16 protein-coding genes are annotated in these 17,052 nt (G+C 48.6%); all 16 read left to right on the forward strand.

What is annotated here, in order from left to right:
* The first annotated feature begins 7 nt into the window (after window positions 1–7).
* The 16 genes from resB to Q9R23_RS01910 all read left to right on the forward strand — a co-directional run bounded on the left by resB (window position 8) and on the right by Q9R23_RS01910 (window position 16,939).
* Complete coding sequence (gene resB / locus Q9R23_RS01835) at window positions 8–1,555, forward strand: cytochrome c biogenesis protein ResB (protein ID WP_081780387.1); 1,548 nt, start codon at window positions 8–10, stop codon at window positions 1,553–1,555.
* On the forward strand, window positions 1,552–2,718 hold the full coding sequence (gene ccsB, locus Q9R23_RS01840; RefSeq protein ID WP_035408879.1) for a c-type cytochrome biogenesis protein CcsB: 1,167 nt from the start codon (window positions 1,552–1,554) through the stop codon (window positions 2,716–2,718). Before resB ends, ccsB begins: the two co-directional genes overlap by 4 nt.
* A 171-nt stretch (window positions 2,719–2,889) precedes the next feature.
* Window positions 2,890–3,612 (forward strand): response regulator transcription factor, encoded by a 723-nt coding sequence (locus Q9R23_RS01845; protein ID WP_214855255.1) that lies wholly within the window; start codon window positions 2,890–2,892, stop codon window positions 3,610–3,612.
* A complete protein-coding gene (locus Q9R23_RS01850; protein WP_311246316.1) occupies window positions 3,609–5,336 on the forward strand; it encodes an ATP-binding protein in 1,728 nt (575 codons plus the stop codon). Before Q9R23_RS01845 ends, Q9R23_RS01850 begins: the two co-directional genes overlap by 4 nt.
* Before the next feature lie 33 nt (window positions 5,337–5,369).
* Window positions 5,370–5,918 (forward strand): cob(I)yrinic acid a,c-diamide adenosyltransferase, encoded by a 549-nt coding sequence (locus Q9R23_RS01855; protein ID WP_035408870.1) that lies wholly within the window; start codon window positions 5,370–5,372, stop codon window positions 5,916–5,918.
* Complete coding sequence (yfmF, locus tag Q9R23_RS01860; RefSeq protein ID WP_290786313.1) at window positions 5,918–7,171, forward strand: EF-P 5-aminopentanol modification-associated protein YfmF; 1,254 nt, start codon at window positions 5,918–5,920, stop codon at window positions 7,169–7,171. Before Q9R23_RS01855 ends, yfmF begins: the two co-directional genes overlap by 1 nt.
* Entirely contained in the window at window positions 7,168–8,439 is a 1,272-nt protein-coding gene (gene yfmH, locus Q9R23_RS01865; protein ID WP_231496875.1) for an EF-P 5-aminopentanol modification-associated protein YfmH, read from the forward strand. The genes yfmF and yfmH overlap by 4 nt, the downstream gene beginning before the upstream one ends.
* Window positions 8,439–9,143 carry an elongation factor P 5-aminopentanone reductase gene (gene ymfI / locus Q9R23_RS01870; protein WP_214855964.1) on the forward strand — a complete coding sequence of 235 codons (705 nt, stop codon included), beginning with the start codon at window positions 8,439–8,441 and terminating at the stop codon, window positions 9,141–9,143. Before yfmH ends, ymfI begins: the two co-directional genes overlap by 1 nt.
* Before the next feature lie 94 nt (window positions 9,144–9,237).
* Window positions 9,238–10,020, forward strand: a complete 783-nt coding sequence (locus Q9R23_RS01875; RefSeq protein WP_023467698.1) for a DUF3388 domain-containing protein — start codon at window positions 9,238–9,240, stop codon at window positions 10,018–10,020.
* 27 nt (window positions 10,021–10,047) lie between these two features.
* A complete protein-coding gene (locus Q9R23_RS01880) occupies window positions 10,048–10,947 on the forward strand; it encodes a helix-turn-helix domain-containing protein (RefSeq protein ID WP_214855264.1) in 900 nt (299 codons plus the stop codon).
* Between the two features lie 64 nt (window positions 10,948–11,011).
* Complete coding sequence (gene pgsA, locus Q9R23_RS01885; RefSeq protein WP_214855267.1) at window positions 11,012–11,590, forward strand: CDP-diacylglycerol--glycerol-3-phosphate 3-phosphatidyltransferase; 579 nt, start codon at window positions 11,012–11,014, stop codon at window positions 11,588–11,590.
* Window positions 11,591–11,661: 71 nt separating this feature from the next.
* Window positions 11,662–12,894, forward strand: coding sequence for a competence/damage-inducible protein A (locus tag Q9R23_RS01890; protein WP_311246317.1), 1,233 nt, complete (start codon window positions 11,662–11,664; stop codon window positions 12,892–12,894).
* Window positions 12,895–13,005: 111 nt separating this feature from the next.
* Window positions 13,006–14,049, forward strand: a complete 1,044-nt coding sequence (gene recA / locus Q9R23_RS01895) for a recombinase RecA (RefSeq protein WP_195865458.1) — start codon at window positions 13,006–13,008, stop codon at window positions 14,047–14,049.
* A 193-nt stretch (window positions 14,050–14,242) separates the two neighbouring features.
* Window positions 14,243–15,805, forward strand: coding sequence for a ribonuclease Y (gene rny, locus Q9R23_RS01900; RefSeq protein WP_023467703.1), 1,563 nt, complete (start codon window positions 14,243–14,245; stop codon window positions 15,803–15,805).
* A gap of 49 nt (window positions 15,806–15,854) precedes the next feature.
* Entirely contained in the window at window positions 15,855–16,649 is a 795-nt protein-coding gene (locus tag Q9R23_RS01905) for a TIGR00282 family metallophosphoesterase (protein ID WP_035408850.1), read from the forward strand.
* Window positions 16,650–16,678: 29 nt separating this feature from the next.
* Window positions 16,679–16,939, forward strand: coding sequence for a stage V sporulation protein S (locus Q9R23_RS01910; RefSeq protein ID WP_023467705.1), 261 nt, complete (start codon window positions 16,679–16,681; stop codon window positions 16,937–16,939).
* Window positions 16,940–17,052 lie beyond the last annotated feature (113 nt).

Here is a 17,052-nt window from a genome sequence, read left to right on the forward strand (position 1 = left end):
TTTAAGGATGCAGGAGCAAGAAGATTTTAAACAACTGGACATGCGTTACGAGGAAGCAGAACTTCGTTCGAAACGTAAAAATCCATCTTGGATCGACCGGGCATGGACGTTCTTCTCGTCCGTCAAGGTCGGGTTATGGCTGATCGGTCTGATCATCATCGCGAGTGGGGTCGGTACGATCTTCCCGCAAGAGATGTATATTCCGCAGGCAACACCACCGGAAGAATTTTATCAAAAAGAATACGGTACGGCAGGGGATATCTACTATACGTTAGGATTCCACAACCTGTTTGAATCATGGTGGTACATCGGATTAATCACACTGTTACTCTTATCGATCATCATCGTGTCGATTGACCGCTTCTTCCCGCTCTACCGAGCATTGAAGAAACAACCGGTCATCCAGTCGGACCGTTTCATGAATGGTCAGCGATTTGGCGCTGAAGCGACTGGAGACGTCAAAAAAATCGATGCGATCGCACCGTTACTTGAGAAAAAGGGCTATAAAGTTCGTCGGCAAGACGGGGCGCTCTTAGCGGAAAAGCAACGTTTTGGACGATGGGGTCCTTACATCAACCATATCGGTCTTGTACTATTCTTCGGAGGGGCGATGCTTCGGGTCGTACCGGGCATGCATGAAGATGAACTGCTTTGGCTACGTGAAGGAGAGACATTACCGATCGAGGCGACAGACAACAAGTATTACTTGAAGAATGAGGCGTTCAATATCGAGTTTTATGATCCTGAGAAGGTGGATGCGAAATTCAAGAAATCACTTGAAGCAGCGGGCGGAAATGTACCGAAAAACTACGACACGAAGATGACGCTCTATAAAAGAGTCGGAGAGACAAGTGATTTCAAACCGAAACTCGAAGAAGTCAAATCAGGTGAGACGGCAGTCAACCGTCCATTCGAATTCGATGATTTCCAAGTCTTCCAAGAACAATACGCGGCAGATCCAGAATTTAAGACGATGTCGTTTAGCATCGTCAACCAAAAGACAGGTAAAGTCGTGGATACGATCAAGGTCGATTTACGTGAACCAAAAGAGACCTACAAGTTGAAAAACGGCTATGATGTCGAATTGAAGGATTTCTTGCCTGATTTCGTCGTCAAGGATGGACAGCCGACGACCAATTCTGGACGTCCTGTCAATCCGGCGTTCGTCTTTAATATCAAATCACCGGAGCACCCAAAAGGGGAGCGTAGCTTGATTGGTATCAAGCTGAATGTCGGTGGGGATGAGAACCAGTACAAGATGGCGTTTGCCGGTACGGAGCTCTCAAACATCTCAGGTGTCCGAATCAAGAAAGACTTGACGCTCCCGTTCCTCTTTGCGGGTGGCATCATCTTCATGGCAGGTCTATTGATCGGGATGTACTGGCCGCACCGTCGTCTCTGGTTACGTGAGAAGAACGGTCGCATTCAGATTGCTGGATTTACAAACAAAAACGCATTAGGGCTTCAAAAAGAAGCCAATCTCGCGTTGACGGAAGTTGGTCTACCAGAACTTGAGGACCGACAAAAGTTGCGGGAAGAGGGGGAAGCTAAATGAATATGCTTCAGTTGAGCAGTAATCTGCTCCTAACGTCATTCATCGTCTACCTCGTCAGTACAGGTTTTTTCGCTGTTGCGACGAGTGGTAAAAAAGGTCCGACACGTTCTGGTAAGATCGCCTATACGCTCGCGATCATCGGTTTTCTTGCTCAGTTAGGGTATTTCTTTACGCGCTGGGCGGGTGCTGGACACGTTCCGGTCTCAAATTTATACGAATACACGACATTCTTTGGTATGATGATGGTCCTTGGATTCTTGATCGTCTATGCCATCTATAAAAACAATGTCCTTGGCTTGATTGCAATGCCGGTTGCCTTGCTCGTCATCGCTTATGCGTCGATGTTCCCGGATGAGGTCCAACCCTTGATTCCGGCACTTCAAAGTGTCTGGCTCAAAATCCACGTTACGACGGCAGCGCTCGGTGAGGGGATTCTCGCTGTCAGTTTTGCGACCGGATTGCTCTATCTGGTCCACGCGACGGATTTCAATAAAGAATCGAAAACACGGACATGGCTTGAAATCGTCATGTTCTCACTCGTTTGTGTCGTTGGTTACATCCTCGTCGGCCTCTTGTTCAAAGCAACAGGTTCTGCATCAACGATCGAATACGTCGCGAAGAATGGTGCGAAGATGACACATGAATACACGATGCCGGTTCTGACAGGTCCTGAGAACGGAAAAGTCTTATCTGGTTCAGGTGCCGTCATTGAATTGCCGAACTTCTTGAATGCGAATAAGGTCAATACGGTCTTATGGTCAGTCATTGGTGGGGTCGTCTTATATGTGTTGCTACGTTTCGTAGTTCTCCGTAAGCGTGTCGCAGAGAGTCTGAAACCAATCGCGCGGAAGATTGATCTAGAAACAGCCGATGAGATTAGTTACCGTGCGATTGCGATCGGTCTTCCAATCTTCATCCTTGGCGGATTGATCTTCGCAATGATTTGGGCGCAAATGGCATGGAGCCGCTATTGGGGTTGGGACCCGAAAGAGGTTTGGGCACTGATCACGATGCTCTTCTACGTGTTCTATCTCCACATGCGCATCCAGCGTGGATGGATTGGTAAAAAATCAGCATGGTTATGTGTTGGTGGTTTTGCTGTCATCATGTTCAACCTTGTCTTCGTCAACCTTGTCGTAGCGGGATTACACTCGTACGCATAAGGAAAAGAAAAGCAGCGGATCCGGAAACGGTCCGCTGCTTTTTCATGTTTCTCTGACAAAAGAGTATCGTTTAGGAGAAATCAGCCAGTGCAAGCCATTCTTTTCGTTTCATAGTATACTAAAAGAGTAGTAGGATAGAGGAGTAGAGTTTAGTTTATAGGAGGAGACAGCATGTCAGAAGAAGCACGTATTTTAGTCGTCGACGATGAGGAACGAATTCGTCGCCTGTTGAAGATGTATCTGGAGCGGGAAAATTTCACGATCGAGGAAGCAGACAATGGAGAGGCGGCGCTTGAAATGGCGCTTGAGACAGAATACGATGTCATTCTCCTCGACTTGATGATGCCGAAGATGGACGGGATGCAAGTTTGTGAAGAACTACGGAAAACGAAAGCGACGCCGGTCGTCATGCTGACGGCAAAAGGTGAAGAAACGAATCGCGTCCATGGGTTTGAAATGGGGGCAGATGATTATATCGTCAAACCATTCAGTCCACGTGAAGTCGTTTTGCGTGTCAAAGCAATCCTTCGCCGAGCGAGTGCAACGAAATTCCTCCATACGGATGCGAAAACAAAAGATGTCATCGTCTTCCCACATTTGACGATTGATAATGACGCACACCGCGTGACGGTTGAATCACAAGAAGTCAATTTAACACCAAAAGAATATGAACTCCTGTATTTCTTGGCAAAACAAACGGACAAAGTATTCTCACGGGAACAACTACTCAAGGAAGTCTGGAACTATGAATTTTTTGGGGATCTTCGGACGGTCGATACACACGTCAAACGTCTGCGTGAAAAGCTGAATCGTTTGTCTCCGAATGCTGCTCAAATGATCACGACGGTCTGGGGTGTCGGATACAAGTTCGAGAATAGTCCGACCGGACGATGAAATGGTTGCAAAGTGTAGTCATCAAACTATGGGGCACGATCCTATTGCTTGTCTCGGTCGTCTTGATCGCCTTGACGATCTTGTTACTTGAATTTTTCAACTCTTTTCATATCGAACAGGAGCGGGGGCACCTTGCAAAGCTCGGTCAACAAGTCGAGACCGTCTTTCAGGCGCACTCCGGTATCGAGGAAGGATCGAGTACTGCTGTCGAAATCACGGATATATATGGCGCGACATTAATTGCGAAGACCCAGGACGATTCTGTCGAAGCGAATATTTCACAAGCGAAAGCGAACCGGATCATCAAGGAGCTCGAACGTCAGAACTGGAAAGCGATCGATGGTGAAGAAGGTGAGACGGCAATCGGTAATTACGAGACCTTCGATGGAAAGGCGGCACTCGCGTATCGAGCACCGCTCATTACGGATAGCGACAACGGAACGATCTACTTGATCGAACAATTGACGAATATCGAGCAAGCGAATGAAGGCGCACGTCAAATCATTCAGCTCTGTGTCTTGTTAGCGATCATCGGGACGACCGTCTTTGCTTTCTTCCTATCGACACGGATCACCGCACCACTACGGACGATTCGTCAAGCCGTCGTTGAGGCCGGTGAAGGGAAATTCGATCAAAGCCTGACGCAACGTTCACGTGATGAGATTGGTGACTTAGCGCTTGCCTTTAACGAGATGAGTAGCCAACTCAATCAATACGTCACGGATCTTGATAAGGAGCGGCATTTGCTCTCCTCGATTCTGCGCTGTATGGCAGACGGCGTGTTGACGTTCTCAAAATCAGGTGAGCTACTCGCGACGAATCCACCAGCTGAAGCATTTCTTGCAGGTTCTCCCGTACCGGATGAACTGATTGAACTGTTCCAGACGGTCATGAAGGAAGAGACGGAGATGACGGTTTCTTTTGAACGGGAAGGACGCTTTTACATCATCATCGTCAGTCCGTTACTCGAACAAGAAGAGCAGATCGGAGCGGTCGCTGTCCTGCGCGACATGACGGAAGCACAACAACTGGAGAAGATGCGGGCCGACTTCGTCGCGAATGTCAGCCATGAACTGCGGACGCCACTCGTCATGTTGCAAGGGTATTCGGAAGCGATCGTCGACGGGATGACGGAAAGTGACGAGGCGACGAAAGAATTTGCATCAATCATCTATGATGAATCGCAACGCTTGTCCCGTCTCGTCAATGATCTACTCGATCTCGCGCGGATGGAAGCCGGTTATCAGGAGTTACGGATTGAAGCCATCGAAACGGTCTCGTTTGCACAGCGAGTCATCAAGAAATTCAAACAAATGGGACGCGATAAGCAGGTCACTTTCTCGGTTTCCGGTCCGAACATCACATTTGATGCCGATCCGGATCAGATGGAACAAGTCTTGACGAATCTTCTTGGAAACGCCCTGCGTTATACGGAGAACGGAGAAATCAAGATTAAGATTGACGAAGATAGGGAAAACATTACATTATCCGTCATCGATTCAGGTGACGGGATTCCGGAAGAAGATCTACCTTTCGTCTTTGATCGTTTCTATAAGGCGGACAAGGCACGAACGCGCGGTAAGACCGGTACAGGAATTGGTCTTGCGATCGTCGCGAACGTCGTCCGTGCTCATGGTGGAGAGGTCGAAGTCGACAGCCGCTTAGGAGAAGGAGCGACTTTCCGAATCCGATTACCAAAAAAACAAAGGAAGCGAACATTATGAGTCGCTTCCTTTCGCTATAGGAGTGAATAAAACATGAAAATTTATACGAAATCAGGCGATGAAGGAGAAACATCCCTTGTCGGTGGGAGAGTCAAAAAAAATGATCGATTGATCAGCTTGATGGGAGAACTCGATGAATTGAATAGCTTCGTCGGACTTGCTCGGACCAAAGCATCATCGATCGAAGTACGAGAACAATTGACGGTCATCCAGCATGCGTTGTTCGACTGTGGCAGTGACTTGATGTATGTCGAACCTCGTCCATCACGGTTAAGTCAGGAAGCAACAGTTGATTTAGAAAGTTGGATTGATAGTTTAACGGAATTATCGCCACCACTCGACAAGTTCATCTTACCAGGCGGAACGGAAGCGGCCGCGACATTGCATGTGGCACGGACGGTCTGCCGTCGCGTCGAACGTTCGATGATCGATGTTCCCCAAGCGGCTCATTTGTTACCGTTCATCAATCGGCTCAGTGATTTCTTTTTTACAGCAGCCCGTTATGAGAATGCCGTTAACCAAAAAGCAGATATTGAATACGTTCGCAGTGCGCATGTGTTCAAACGAAAGGATGGAGAGTAATGAGTCAGTCATTTAGCACATGGAAAAAGGAAGGAACGAGCTTCCACCTCGTTCCGACCGATAAATTCAAGACGACGACGATCCTCGTCACGTTTTCAGCACCGCTTGAGGCGAAAACACTGACTAGCCGCGCGATTTTACCATACATCATGGAAAAATCGACAGCTGCTTATCCGTCGATGAAAGCATTACGTGAGCCACTTGAGACATTATATGATGCGGGGCTTTATGCGGACGCGTCGAAGTTCGGAGAAGAGCACGTCATCTCGTTCCAACTTGATGTCGTCCGTGGAGAACTCGTCCATCACCCGTCGTTATTAAAAGAAGCACTTGAATTGCTAGAGCAAATGGTGCTGTATCCAGACTTGACGGAAAGTGGTTTCCGCGAACAGTTCGTCAAACAAGAAAAGCGACTGCATGCCTTACGAATCAGCTCGCTGTACGACGATAAGATGCGCTACGCACAGCAGCGTCTCCTTGAATTGATGGCACCAGGTGAAGCCGTCTCGTTACCATCGCTTGGGACAATCGAAGAACTAGAACGGATCACTCCATCGTCCTTGCGTGATACATACCGTTCGATGATCGAAGACGATCGAATCGATGTCTTCGTCGTCGGACAGGTGACGAAGGAGGAAATGGAAGATGCGTTGTCCTTCTTGCCATCGCACTCAGAAAAAGTCAGCCATTACATCCCTGAACAAAAACCGGTCAACGGTGTGAAACGGTCGAGCGAAACGCAACCGATCAAACAAGGGAAGCTGCACCTTGGTTACCGGGTAGCGGTCGATCCGACGTCTGCCGATTCAATCCGGATGCAAATCGTCAACGGTCTGTTCGGTGGATTCCCACATTCGAAACTGTTCATGAATGTCCGTGAAAAAGAGAGTCTCGCGTATTATGCGGCTTCACGATATGCGGCATTAAACAGTGCACTCTACGTCTATGCAGGGGTTGACACAAAAGAAGCGGAACGTGCCGAGAAAATCATCCTAGAGCAACTCGTTGATTTGAAGGCGGGACAGTTCACGGATGAAGAATTGACACAGACGAAGGCGATGTTGATCAATGCGCGCCGTCAAATTCTTGATCAGCCGGGGCAATTGATTGGTTGGTTGAATGGTTCGAAGATGCGTGGACTGACACTTGAAGATGAGATCCACATCATCGAGACGGCGACACGTGAAGACGTCGTTCGATTAGCAGCGGCAATCGATCTAGATGCCGTATATCTATTGCGAGGTGAAGCATGATGGAACAACTGACTTATCACGATACAGACGAAACGGTATACCACGAGCAGCTCGATAACGGCTTATCCGTCTATCTGTTGCAAAAAAAAGGATACGAAAAGACGTATGCGACGTTTACGACACGTTATGGTTCGATTGATCAACGATTTAAAAAAGGAGAGGAATGGATCACGGTACCGGACGGCATCGCCCACTTCCTCGAGCATAAGATGTTTGAATCCGAAAAAGGTGACGTCTTCCAAGAGTTCGGTCGTCTCGGTGCCTCAGCGAACGCCTTTACCTCGTTCTCACGAACAGCGTACTTGTTCTCAGCAACGTCACTGATCGAACAAAACCTCGAGACATTGATCGATTTCGTACAAGATCCCTACTTCACGCCGGAAAGCGTTGAAAAAGAGAAGGGGATCATCACGCAGGAAATTCAGATGTATCAAGATAATCCAGGGTGGCGTCTGTTCTTCGGTCTAATCGAATCGATGTATGCGACGCATCCGGTCCGAATCGATATCGCAGGAACACCGGAATCGATCAATCAAATCACAGCCGATGACCTATACACGTGCTATCGTACGTTCTATCATCCATCAAACATGGTGTTGTTCGTCGTCGGAAACATCGACCCGGAAGAGACACTAGCGTTAATTAAAGCAAACCAGGCGAAGAAGGATTATACGGATCGTCCAGCGATTGAACGGGATTACGGTCAAGAACCGCACGGCGTGCATCGTCCACGTCTTGAACTCGAGCTCGACGTCAAGACACCGAAGGTATTGATCGGCTACAAAGACGAATCTGTCCGCGGCGAAGCACAAGTCCGTCGTGAGTTGACGAGTGAATTATTATTGCACCTCTTATTCGATCAAACATCATCGACGTATTTGGAATTGTATGAAGACGGTCTGATCGACGATACGTTCAGCTTTGATTACTCGAGTGAAGAAGAGTTCGCCTTCGCGACGTTCGGCATGGAGACAGAGGATCCAGACAAGTTTATCCAAGCATATGAGACACTTCTGCAAACGCGTCCTGACTTCACGGAAGATGAAGTCACGCGCAAGCGGAACATGATGCAAGGGAAATTCCTCCGTGCCTTGAATTCACCGGAATTCATTGCGAATCAGTTCTCGCGTCACGCACTTGCCGGTACGAATCTGTTCACGCTTCCGACATTGATTGCTTCGATTACGAAAGAAGAGATCGAAGCCCGTTTCGACGAGTTGTTCGCCATTGAAAACCGGGCGATCTCAATCGTCAAACCGTACGCGTGATGCGAATCCTCATCACCGGTGCGAGTGGCGCCATTGGTCTTGCGGCAGCAAAACAACTTGCTGCCGCCGGACATGAATTGGTGCTTCAGACGTATCGACAGCAAGCGGTTTTGGAACGGATGATAGAGGAGTGGCAAGGAGAGCACCACATCTTGACGGCGAATTTAGCGGATGATGAGGACTTGCAAGCATTTTGTACGGCGTTACCTGTCGTCGATGCCTTCGTCCATTGTGCCGGAACGAGTTATAGCGGTCTGTTGCTCGATCAATCGGCAACATCAATGAGTGAACTTTGGAGAATACATGTCGATGCGTTGATGCGCATCAGCCAAACGGTGACGCGGACGAAACCGTTTACGTCGCAGCTTGCGATCGTCGTCATCAGTAGTGTATTAGGGGAACAAGGTGTCGCGGGTGAGGTTGCCTATTCGACGTGCAAGGCAGCACAGCTGGGCTTCGTCAAAGCATACAGTAAAGAACTTGGACCAATGCATGGACGCATCAATGCGATTACGCCAGGATGGATTGATACGCCGATGAACGCGATTTTTTCTGAGGATGAAAAGGCAGAAGCGATTGCTGAAATCCCTGCCGGACGATTCGGAAAAGTAGAGGAAGTGGCTTCTGCAATCCGTTACTTGGTGCAACCAGAATCGAGTTATGTGTCGGGAGCCATCCTTAAAATAGATGGTGCGTGGATGTAAGCATTGGAATTTCAGTTCAGGAATGCTTTTCATTTTTCAAAAAATCATTTAACATGAGGAATGGATAATCGTATCAATAGAGGAGGATGGGCGCGTGAGTGAGTTCGAGCAATGGTATCTCGAATATGAATTAAAGGTCAACCGTCCCGGTATACTCGGGGACATTGCTTCGTTGATGGGAATGTTACATATTTCGATCGTGACGATCAATGGTGTCGATCATCAACGACGCGGTATGTTGCTCCAAACGAAACAACCGGATCAAATTCCACGACTCGCTGCTATTCTCAAGACGATGTCAACCATAGAGGTCATCAAACTACGAAAACCAAAACTGCGCGACCGGATCGCGATTCGTCACGGTCGTTATATCGATCAAAGCAGTGATGAACGAAAGACGTTCCGCTTCGTTCGGGAAGACTTAGGGATTCTCGTCGATTTCATGGCAGAACTATGCAAACAGGATGGGCACTTGTTGATTGGTGTCCGCGGTATGCCACGAGTCGGGAAGACGGAATCGATCGTCGCTGCAAGCGTCAGTGCGAACAAGAAATGGTTGTTCCTTTCTTCGACGCTGATCAAACAGACGGTCCGAACGTCGTTATTCGATGACGAACGGACTGGGGATTATGTCTACATCATCGATGCCTTGGTGTCGCAACGGAATTTCGATGAACGGCACTGGCAGATTTTACGCGAAGTCATGCGACTACCGGCGACGAAAATCGTCGAACATCCGGATGCCTTCGTCAAATCAAGTGAATATACGTGGGATGATTTTGATTACATCATTGAGTTACGCAACACGACAGAAGAAATCATTGTGACTGAACTGCCTCGTTCCCATGGGGGAAATGATTGGTTCAACTTTGAATAAGTATGAAAAATGGAAGGTGTGTTACCGATGACCGAGCTCGGAACCTACTTAAAGGAACAACGAGAGGCGCTAGGCGTCTCTCTCGAACAAATTCAAACGACGACGAAGATTCAAAAGCGTTACATCGTCGCGATTGAAGAAGGCAACTATGATCAATTACCAGGTGCTTTTTACGCCCGGGCCTTCATCAAGACATATGCGGAAGCACTCGGTCTTGACGTCGACGAAGTCTTCACGACCTATAAGCGTGATCTTCCGGAACCGGAGACACAACCGGTCGTCGAATTATCACGACGCGCGACGTATTCGAAATCAAGTGCACCGAAGAAAAGCGTTGCAAAGCGCTGGATTCCGAACATCATCATCATCGTGCTGATTTTTGCGATTGGTGCTGCCTTGTATTATGGACTTCAGATGTTCCTCGACGGTAACGAAGAGGCAAAAACGTCTGCACCGAAGCAAAACGATGTCACGATCGACCAAGGAGACGCACCGAGTAAAGAAACGGATGCGCCTGCGAAGACAGAAGAAAAGCCGAAGGAAGAACCGGCGAAACAAGAAGAAACAAAAGAAAAACCTAAAAAAGAAGCGCTTGCTGCGAAGTCGACATCTGGTCAAGATGTCACCTATGAAGTCGCAACGAAAGATACGATGAGTGTCTCGATTCAAATCAAGAAAGATGCCTCTCCATCACCATTCGTTGGTGTGCGTGATACATCCCTTGAAGGAAAAGCACTCGCGCCAGATCACATCAACGCGTCGGATCCGAATCCGATCGTCGTGAAGGACGCGAAGACTGACTTGATCCGGATCCGGATCGGTTCGATTAAAGGGATTGATAAAATCGTCGTCAATGACCAAGAACTGAAACTGAACCGTTCGCTTCTCGTCCAAAACATCTATCTGAAGAAAGTAGCCACGCCGTAAACCGGCGTGCCTTCTTTTAGATGGCATATTCATCTACATATGAAATGAAGGAGGAGGGCGTTACATGAACTTACCGAATCAATTGACAGTATTACGCGTTTTATTAATTCCTGTGTTCGTCATCGTACTTGCGATTGATCCGAACTGGGGACAGTGGGATGTACTAGGAGCTGAACTTCCCGTCTCACACTTCGTTGCAGCCATCATCTTCCTTGTTGCTTCACTGACGGACTGGCTTGATGGGTATATCGCCCGCAAACAAAAACTAGTGACGAACTTTGGAAAATTCATGGATCCACTTGCTGATAAGATGTTAGTCGCTGCTGCGCTCGTCTACCTCGTGGAACTTGAGTTCGTCGCGGCTTGGATCGTCGTCATCATTCTCTGCCGTGAGTTCGCAGTCACGGGTCTGCGTCTTGTCGCTTCTGACGAAGGCATCGTTCTTGCTGCCGGAAACTCTGGGAAAGCCAAGACTTGGGTCCAGTTGACATCGATTACAGCGTATTTATTGCACGATATCGTTTTTGCGATGTGGAACATTCCATTCGCAGATATCACGATGTGGCTTGCTCTTATCTTGACGATCTACTCAGGCGTCGAGTATTTCTCGAAAAACATCAAGTTAATTACGAAATCCATGTAAGTTGGATCAATTTAGACTGTTCGTCATACCGAACAGTCTTTTCTTATACTTCAAGAAGGTGAGGAATCAACATGAAAGCAGAAATCATCGCAGTCGGAAGTGAGCTTCTCCTTGGAGAAATCGCCAACACGAATGCACAGTACCTTTCCGAATGGCTAGCCAGTGCAGGAATTGACGTTCATTATCATACAGTCGTCGGTGACAACCGCGAGCGGATGCAGGAAACGTTCCGTCAGGCGCAACAGCGGGCGGATCTCCTTGTCATCACAGGGGGGCTTGGACCAACGGAAGATGATTTAACGAAAGAGGTGCTCGCTGACCTGCTTGGGCGCGATCTCGTTCTCGATCAAGCAGCGTACGAAAGAATCGAAGGATTCTTGAAGACACGTCAACGGGAGATGACGAACAATGAACGGAAACAAGCATTAGTCATCGATGGCGCGACGGTTTTACGCAATGATGCGGGTCTTGCTCCCGGTATGTCGGTGCAGACGGAGCACCATCAATATATCGTTTTACCCGGTGTGCCACGTGAGATGAAGCAAATCCTCAAAGATCACTTCAGTCATTTGTTCGGTCAAGAGACAATCCGTTCCCGAACACTACGTTTCTTCGGAATCGGAGAATCGGCTCTAAACGATCGCCTGGAAACGTTAATCAAAGAAGCAACCAATCCATCGGTCGCCCCTTATGCGGAACTCGCTGAAGTCCGGTTGCGTCTGACTGCTAAAGCACTCGATCAACAGGAAGCCGACCGTATGCTCGATGAACTGGAACAACACGTACTGGCTGAAGTGGGCATGTACTTTTATGGATATGGCGAGACGAGTCTGCCGGAAGTCGTACTGAAACGGTATCAAGAAGCAGGATTGACACTGTCACTCGCCGAATCACTGACGGGAGGAGCTGTCGCGAGTGGTCTCGTTGATGTCAGCGGTGCGAGTCAAGTGTTGCGCGGGAGCGCCGTCGTCTATGATGATGCAGCGAAGCAAGCCGTGTTATCGGTACCGGAAGTTTTGTTACGAGAGCATACTGCTGTCAGTAAAGAGGTCGCGATCGCGATGGCTGAAGGGGTACGGGAACTGTATCAATCCGATATCGCCGTCGCGTTGACAGGGGAAGCAGGTCCGACGAGCAACAGCGGAAAAGTGGTCGGAACCGTCTATTGTGCTGTTGCGGACGCACGTGGAACACGCATCGTCGAATGGCAATATCCATCGTTCGACCGAGGAATGATTCGACTGCGCGCCGTCAAGGATACCTATTTCCTTCTACTGAAACATCTCGAAAAAGCACCCGAGTGAGAAAATTGGTCAATGTGCAAGTATGCGAATAAATGTTCGTAAAATGCTTGTCATTCGGTCTCAAAAGAAGTACAATAATCTCAGTAAGATAATTAAAAGGAGGCCTGCTACGTGAGTGATCGTAAAGCAGCACTTGAGATGGCGTTACGCCAGATAGAGAAACAGTTCGGTAAAGGTTCCATCATGAAACTCGGAGAAAATGCGGATCAGAAGGTTTCAGTGATCTCTTCTGGATCGATTACATTAGATATTGCCCTAGGTGCAGGTGGATACCCACGTGGACGGGTCATCGAAGTATACGGACCTGAATCGTCAGGTAAAACGACGGTAGCGCTTCATGCAATCGCAGAAGTTCAAAAACAAGGTGGACAAGCAGCATTCATCGATGCGGAGCACGCGCTTGATCCAGCATATGCCAACAAACTTGGTGTCAACATCGATGAGCTCCTCTTGTCACAACCGGACACTGGGGAACAGGCACTTGAAATCGCGGAAGCACTCGTTCGTTCTGGTGCGGTCGATATTCTTGTCGTCGACTCTGTTGCGGCACTCGTACCAAAAGCAGAGATCGAAGGCGAAATGGGTGACTCACACGTCGGTCTTCAAGCACGTTTAATGAGCCAAGCGCTTCGTAAGTTGTCTGGTGCAACGAATAAATCGAAGACGATCGTCATCTTCATCAACCAAATCCGTGAAAAAATCGGTGTCATGTTCGGTAACCCGGAAACAACTCCAGGTGGTCGCGCACTTAAATTCTACTCGTCTGTACGTTTAGAAGTGCGTCGTGCGGAAGCGTTGAAAAACGGTACGGACGTCGTCGGTAACAAAACGAAGATTAAGGTCGTCAAAAACAAGATCGCACCTCCGTTCAAACAAGCGGAAGTTGATATCATGTACGGTCAAGGGATTTCGAAGGTCGGTGAGTTGATCGACATCGGAACAGACCTCGATATCGTTCAAAAGAGTGGTGCATGGTACTCGTACAACTCAGAGCGTCTCGGTCAAGGACGTGAGAACGCGAAGCAATACATGGTCGAGCATCCGGAAGTCGCAGCAGAGGTCGAACGTTTGATTCGTGAACACCACGGTCTCGTCGATCGCGAAGAGCCGGTTGATTTCGAAGCAGAACAACCAGAAGATCTATTTGCTGAATAAACCGTTTCAGAGAGGATTCGCATGCGAATCCTCTCTTTTTTAGTGTAAAAGAGGAAAACAGTGGAATTCTTTCCCGTCCGTTCGTTGACAATGAACGAGTGCTATCCTTACAATATAGATGTACGTTTTTTAGACAGCTTCGATGAAATACCGAAATGAACTAAGAAACACCTTGCAAAGGGGAGGTGAACCCATGAGTACACTGACTTGGATTGTCATACTTCTCCTCACTTTGCTGATCGCATTCATCGTAGGCTACTTCTTGCGGAAATCGATTGCAGAAGCGAAAATTCAAGGCGCAGAAACGGAAGCGAACAAAATCGTTGAACGTGCGCGTGAATCGGCTGAGGCAACGAAAAAAGAAGCAGTACTCGAAGCGAAAGATGAAGCATTCAAACTTCGTAACGAAGTGGAAAAAGAATTGCGTGAACGTCGCCAAGAGCTAGCGAAACAAGAAGCCCGGTTGCTCCAGAAAGAAGAGACACTCGATCGCCGTGTTGACGCTATCGACCGTAAGGAAGATCAAATCAATACACGTGATGCAGAGATCGCGAAACGGAAGCATCAAGCTGAAGAACTAGAGCGCAAAGTAGAGGACCTGTATGAACAGGGACGTCAAGAGCTTGTCCGCGTCGCGAATTTATCGCAAGACGAGGCAAGAACGATCATCATGGATGAGACGAAACAGGCTGCTTTACACGACGCAGCCATTCTTCAAAAAGAAATCGAACAAAAAGCAAAAGAAGAAGCCGACAAGAAAGCACGTAACATCTTGTCACTTGCGATTCAACGGTTCGCCGCTGAACATATCGCAGAGACGACTGTATCGGTCGTCAACTTGCCGAACGATGAGATGAAAGGTCGGATCATCGGACGGGAAGGCCGCAACATCCGTACGCTCGAGACCTTGACTGGGATCGACTTGATCATCGATGATACGCCGGAAGCCGTCATTTTGTCTGGTTTTGACCCAATTCGTCGCGAAGTCGCTAAAATGGCGCTCGAGAAATTGGTTCAGGATGGTCGGATTCACCCGGCCCGTATTGAAGAGATGGTCGACAAATCCCGTCGTGAAGTCGACGAGCGGATTCGAGAAATCGGGGAAGAAGCGACGTATGATGTCGGAATCCACGGCATTCATCCGGACCTTGTCAAAATTCTCGGTCGCTTGAAGTACCGTACGAGTTACGGACAGAACGTCCTGTATCACTCACTTGAGGTTGCCCACCTTGCAGGTATGATGGCAGCTGAACTTGGAGAAGATGTCACGCTTGCGAAGCGTGCGGGTCTTCTACATGATATCGGGAAAGCGATCGACCACGAAGTCGAAGGCAGTCACGTTGAGATCGGAGTCGAGCTCGGTACGAAGTATAAAGAGCATCCAACCGTCATCAACGCGATCGCGTCCCACCACGGGGATACGGAAGCGACATCTGTCATTTCCGTCTTGGTCGCAGCTGCGGATGCATTATCTGCTGCTCGTCCAGGTGCACGTCAAGAGACACTCGAAAGTTATATCCGCCGTCTCGAACGCCTCGAGGAAATCTCGGAATCGTTCGACGGTGTCGAAAAATCATTTGCGATCCAAGCGGGTCGTGAAGTCCGCATCATCGTTCGACCTGACGTCGTCGATGATGTACTGGCTCACAAGATGGCGAGTGACATCCGGAAAAAAATCGAAGAAGAACTCGATTATCCGGGACACATCAAAGTCACGGTCATTCGGGAAACGCGAGCAGTCGAATACGCGAAATAAGTGGAGTGGCGGGCGACCGCCACTTTTTTTAATGAACGGAGGAACAGCAATGAAGATTTTATTCGTCGGAGACGTCGTCGGTGCACCCGGTCGACACATCCTGCAACAATTCACAGCACGCTTGAAAGCGAAATACAATCCGAACGTCATGCTCGTCAACGGTGAAAATGCAGCACACGGACGCGGCATCACGAAGTCGATCTATCATCAATTCCTCGAACTCGGATTCCACGGCATCACGATGGGGAACCATACGTTTGATAACCGTGACATCTTTGACTGGATTGACGACGCGGACCGGATCATCCGTCCTGCGAACTATCCGGAAGGCACACCAGGTCGTGGGATGATGATCGTCAAGGCAGGCAATAAAAAGATTGCCGTCATCAACGTCCAAGGAACGGTCTTCTTACCACCTCTCGGTGACCCGTTCCGTACCGTTGATGAACTGATTGCGGAAGTCGAAGGAAAAGTCGATGCGATCTTCGTTGATGTCCATGCGGAAGCAACGAGTGAAAAAATCGCGATGGGTTATCACCTCGATGGTCGTGTACAAGCTGTCGTTGGCACACATACGCACGTCCAGACAGCAGATGAGCGTGTTCTTGACGGAGGAACGGCTTATATCACGGATGTCGGGATGACAGGTCCGCTGAACGGTGTGCTCGGGATGCGTCAGGAAGATGTCCTACGAAAATTTAAGACACAGCTCCCAACGCGGTTTGAAGTTGCCGAAGGACGGGAACAACTTAATGGAGTCTTGATTCATATCGATGACACAACCAAAAAAGCAACGAAGATTGAACGGATTCATCTGACGGATCAGTCAGTATTCTTCGACTGATTGCCATTTCTGGATGGGGAGGTACACGCATGGACGTCCTGAAAGTATCAGCTAAGTCGAATCCAAACGCGGTAGCAGGTGCACTCGCGGGTGTCATTCGAGAGAGAGGTTCCGTCGAGATTCAGGCCATTGGTGCGGGAGCGCTCAATCAATCTGTCAAAGCCGTCGCCATCGCACGCGGATTCGTGGCGCCTTCTGGCATCGATTTGATTTGTATCCCAGCCTTCACAGACATTTTAATTGATGGAGAAGAAAGAACCGCCATCAAACTCATCATCGAACCACGATGATGAATTGGACATAGGTCCTATATTTACAAGTAGACCATTTACTCGACTGGAGTAGATGGTCTTTTTGCTGCGTCTTCGAATTTTTCTCACCTTTCCACCGAGGGAGCATTGTA

It is taken from the genome of Exiguobacterium sp. BRG2 (genome assembly GCF_031844245.1).
GTDB lineage: Bacteria > Bacillota > Bacilli > Exiguobacteriales > Exiguobacteriaceae > Exiguobacterium_A.

Excerpts from the sequence above, each read along its gene's own strand:
- Q9R23_RS01845 (WP_214855255.1), top strand. The coding sequence starts at position 2,890 with ATGTCAGAAGAAGCACGTATTTTAGTCGTCGACGATGAGGAACGAATT.
- ymfI (WP_214855964.1), top strand. The coding sequence starts at position 8,439 with ATGCGAATCCTCATCACCGGTGCGAGTGGCGCCATTGGTCTTGCGGCA.
- yfmH (WP_231496875.1), top strand. The coding sequence starts at position 7,168 with ATGATGGAACAACTGACTTATCACGATACAGACGAAACGGTATACCAC.
- pgsA (WP_214855267.1), top strand. The coding sequence starts at position 11,012 with ATGAACTTACCGAATCAATTGACAGTATTACGCGTTTTATTAATTCCT.
- ccsB (WP_035408879.1), top strand. The coding sequence starts at position 1,552 with ATGAATATGCTTCAGTTGAGCAGTAATCTGCTCCTAACGTCATTCATC.
- Q9R23_RS01850 (WP_311246316.1), top strand. The coding sequence starts at position 3,609 with ATGAAATGGTTGCAAAGTGTAGTCATCAAACTATGGGGCACGATCCTA.
- Q9R23_RS01880 (WP_214855264.1), top strand. The coding sequence starts at position 10,048 with ATGACCGAGCTCGGAACCTACTTAAAGGAACAACGAGAGGCGCTAGGC.
- Q9R23_RS01890 (WP_311246317.1), top strand. The coding sequence starts at position 11,662 with ATGAAAGCAGAAATCATCGCAGTCGGAAGTGAGCTTCTCCTTGGAGAA.
- Q9R23_RS01855 (WP_035408870.1), top strand. The coding sequence starts at position 5,370 with ATGAAAATTTATACGAAATCAGGCGATGAAGGAGAAACATCCCTTGTC.
- rny (WP_023467703.1), top strand. The coding sequence starts at position 14,243 with ATGAGTACACTGACTTGGATTGTCATACTTCTCCTCACTTTGCTGATC.
- Q9R23_RS01905 (WP_035408850.1), top strand. The coding sequence starts at position 15,855 with ATGAAGATTTTATTCGTCGGAGACGTCGTCGGTGCACCCGGTCGACAC.
- yfmF (WP_290786313.1), top strand. The coding sequence starts at position 5,918 with ATGAGTCAGTCATTTAGCACATGGAAAAAGGAAGGAACGAGCTTCCAC.
- Q9R23_RS01910 (WP_023467705.1), top strand. The coding sequence starts at position 16,679 with ATGGACGTCCTGAAAGTATCAGCTAAGTCGAATCCAAACGCGGTAGCA.
- resB (WP_081780387.1), top strand. The coding sequence starts at position 8 with ATGCAGGAGCAAGAAGATTTTAAACAACTGGACATGCGTTACGAGGAA.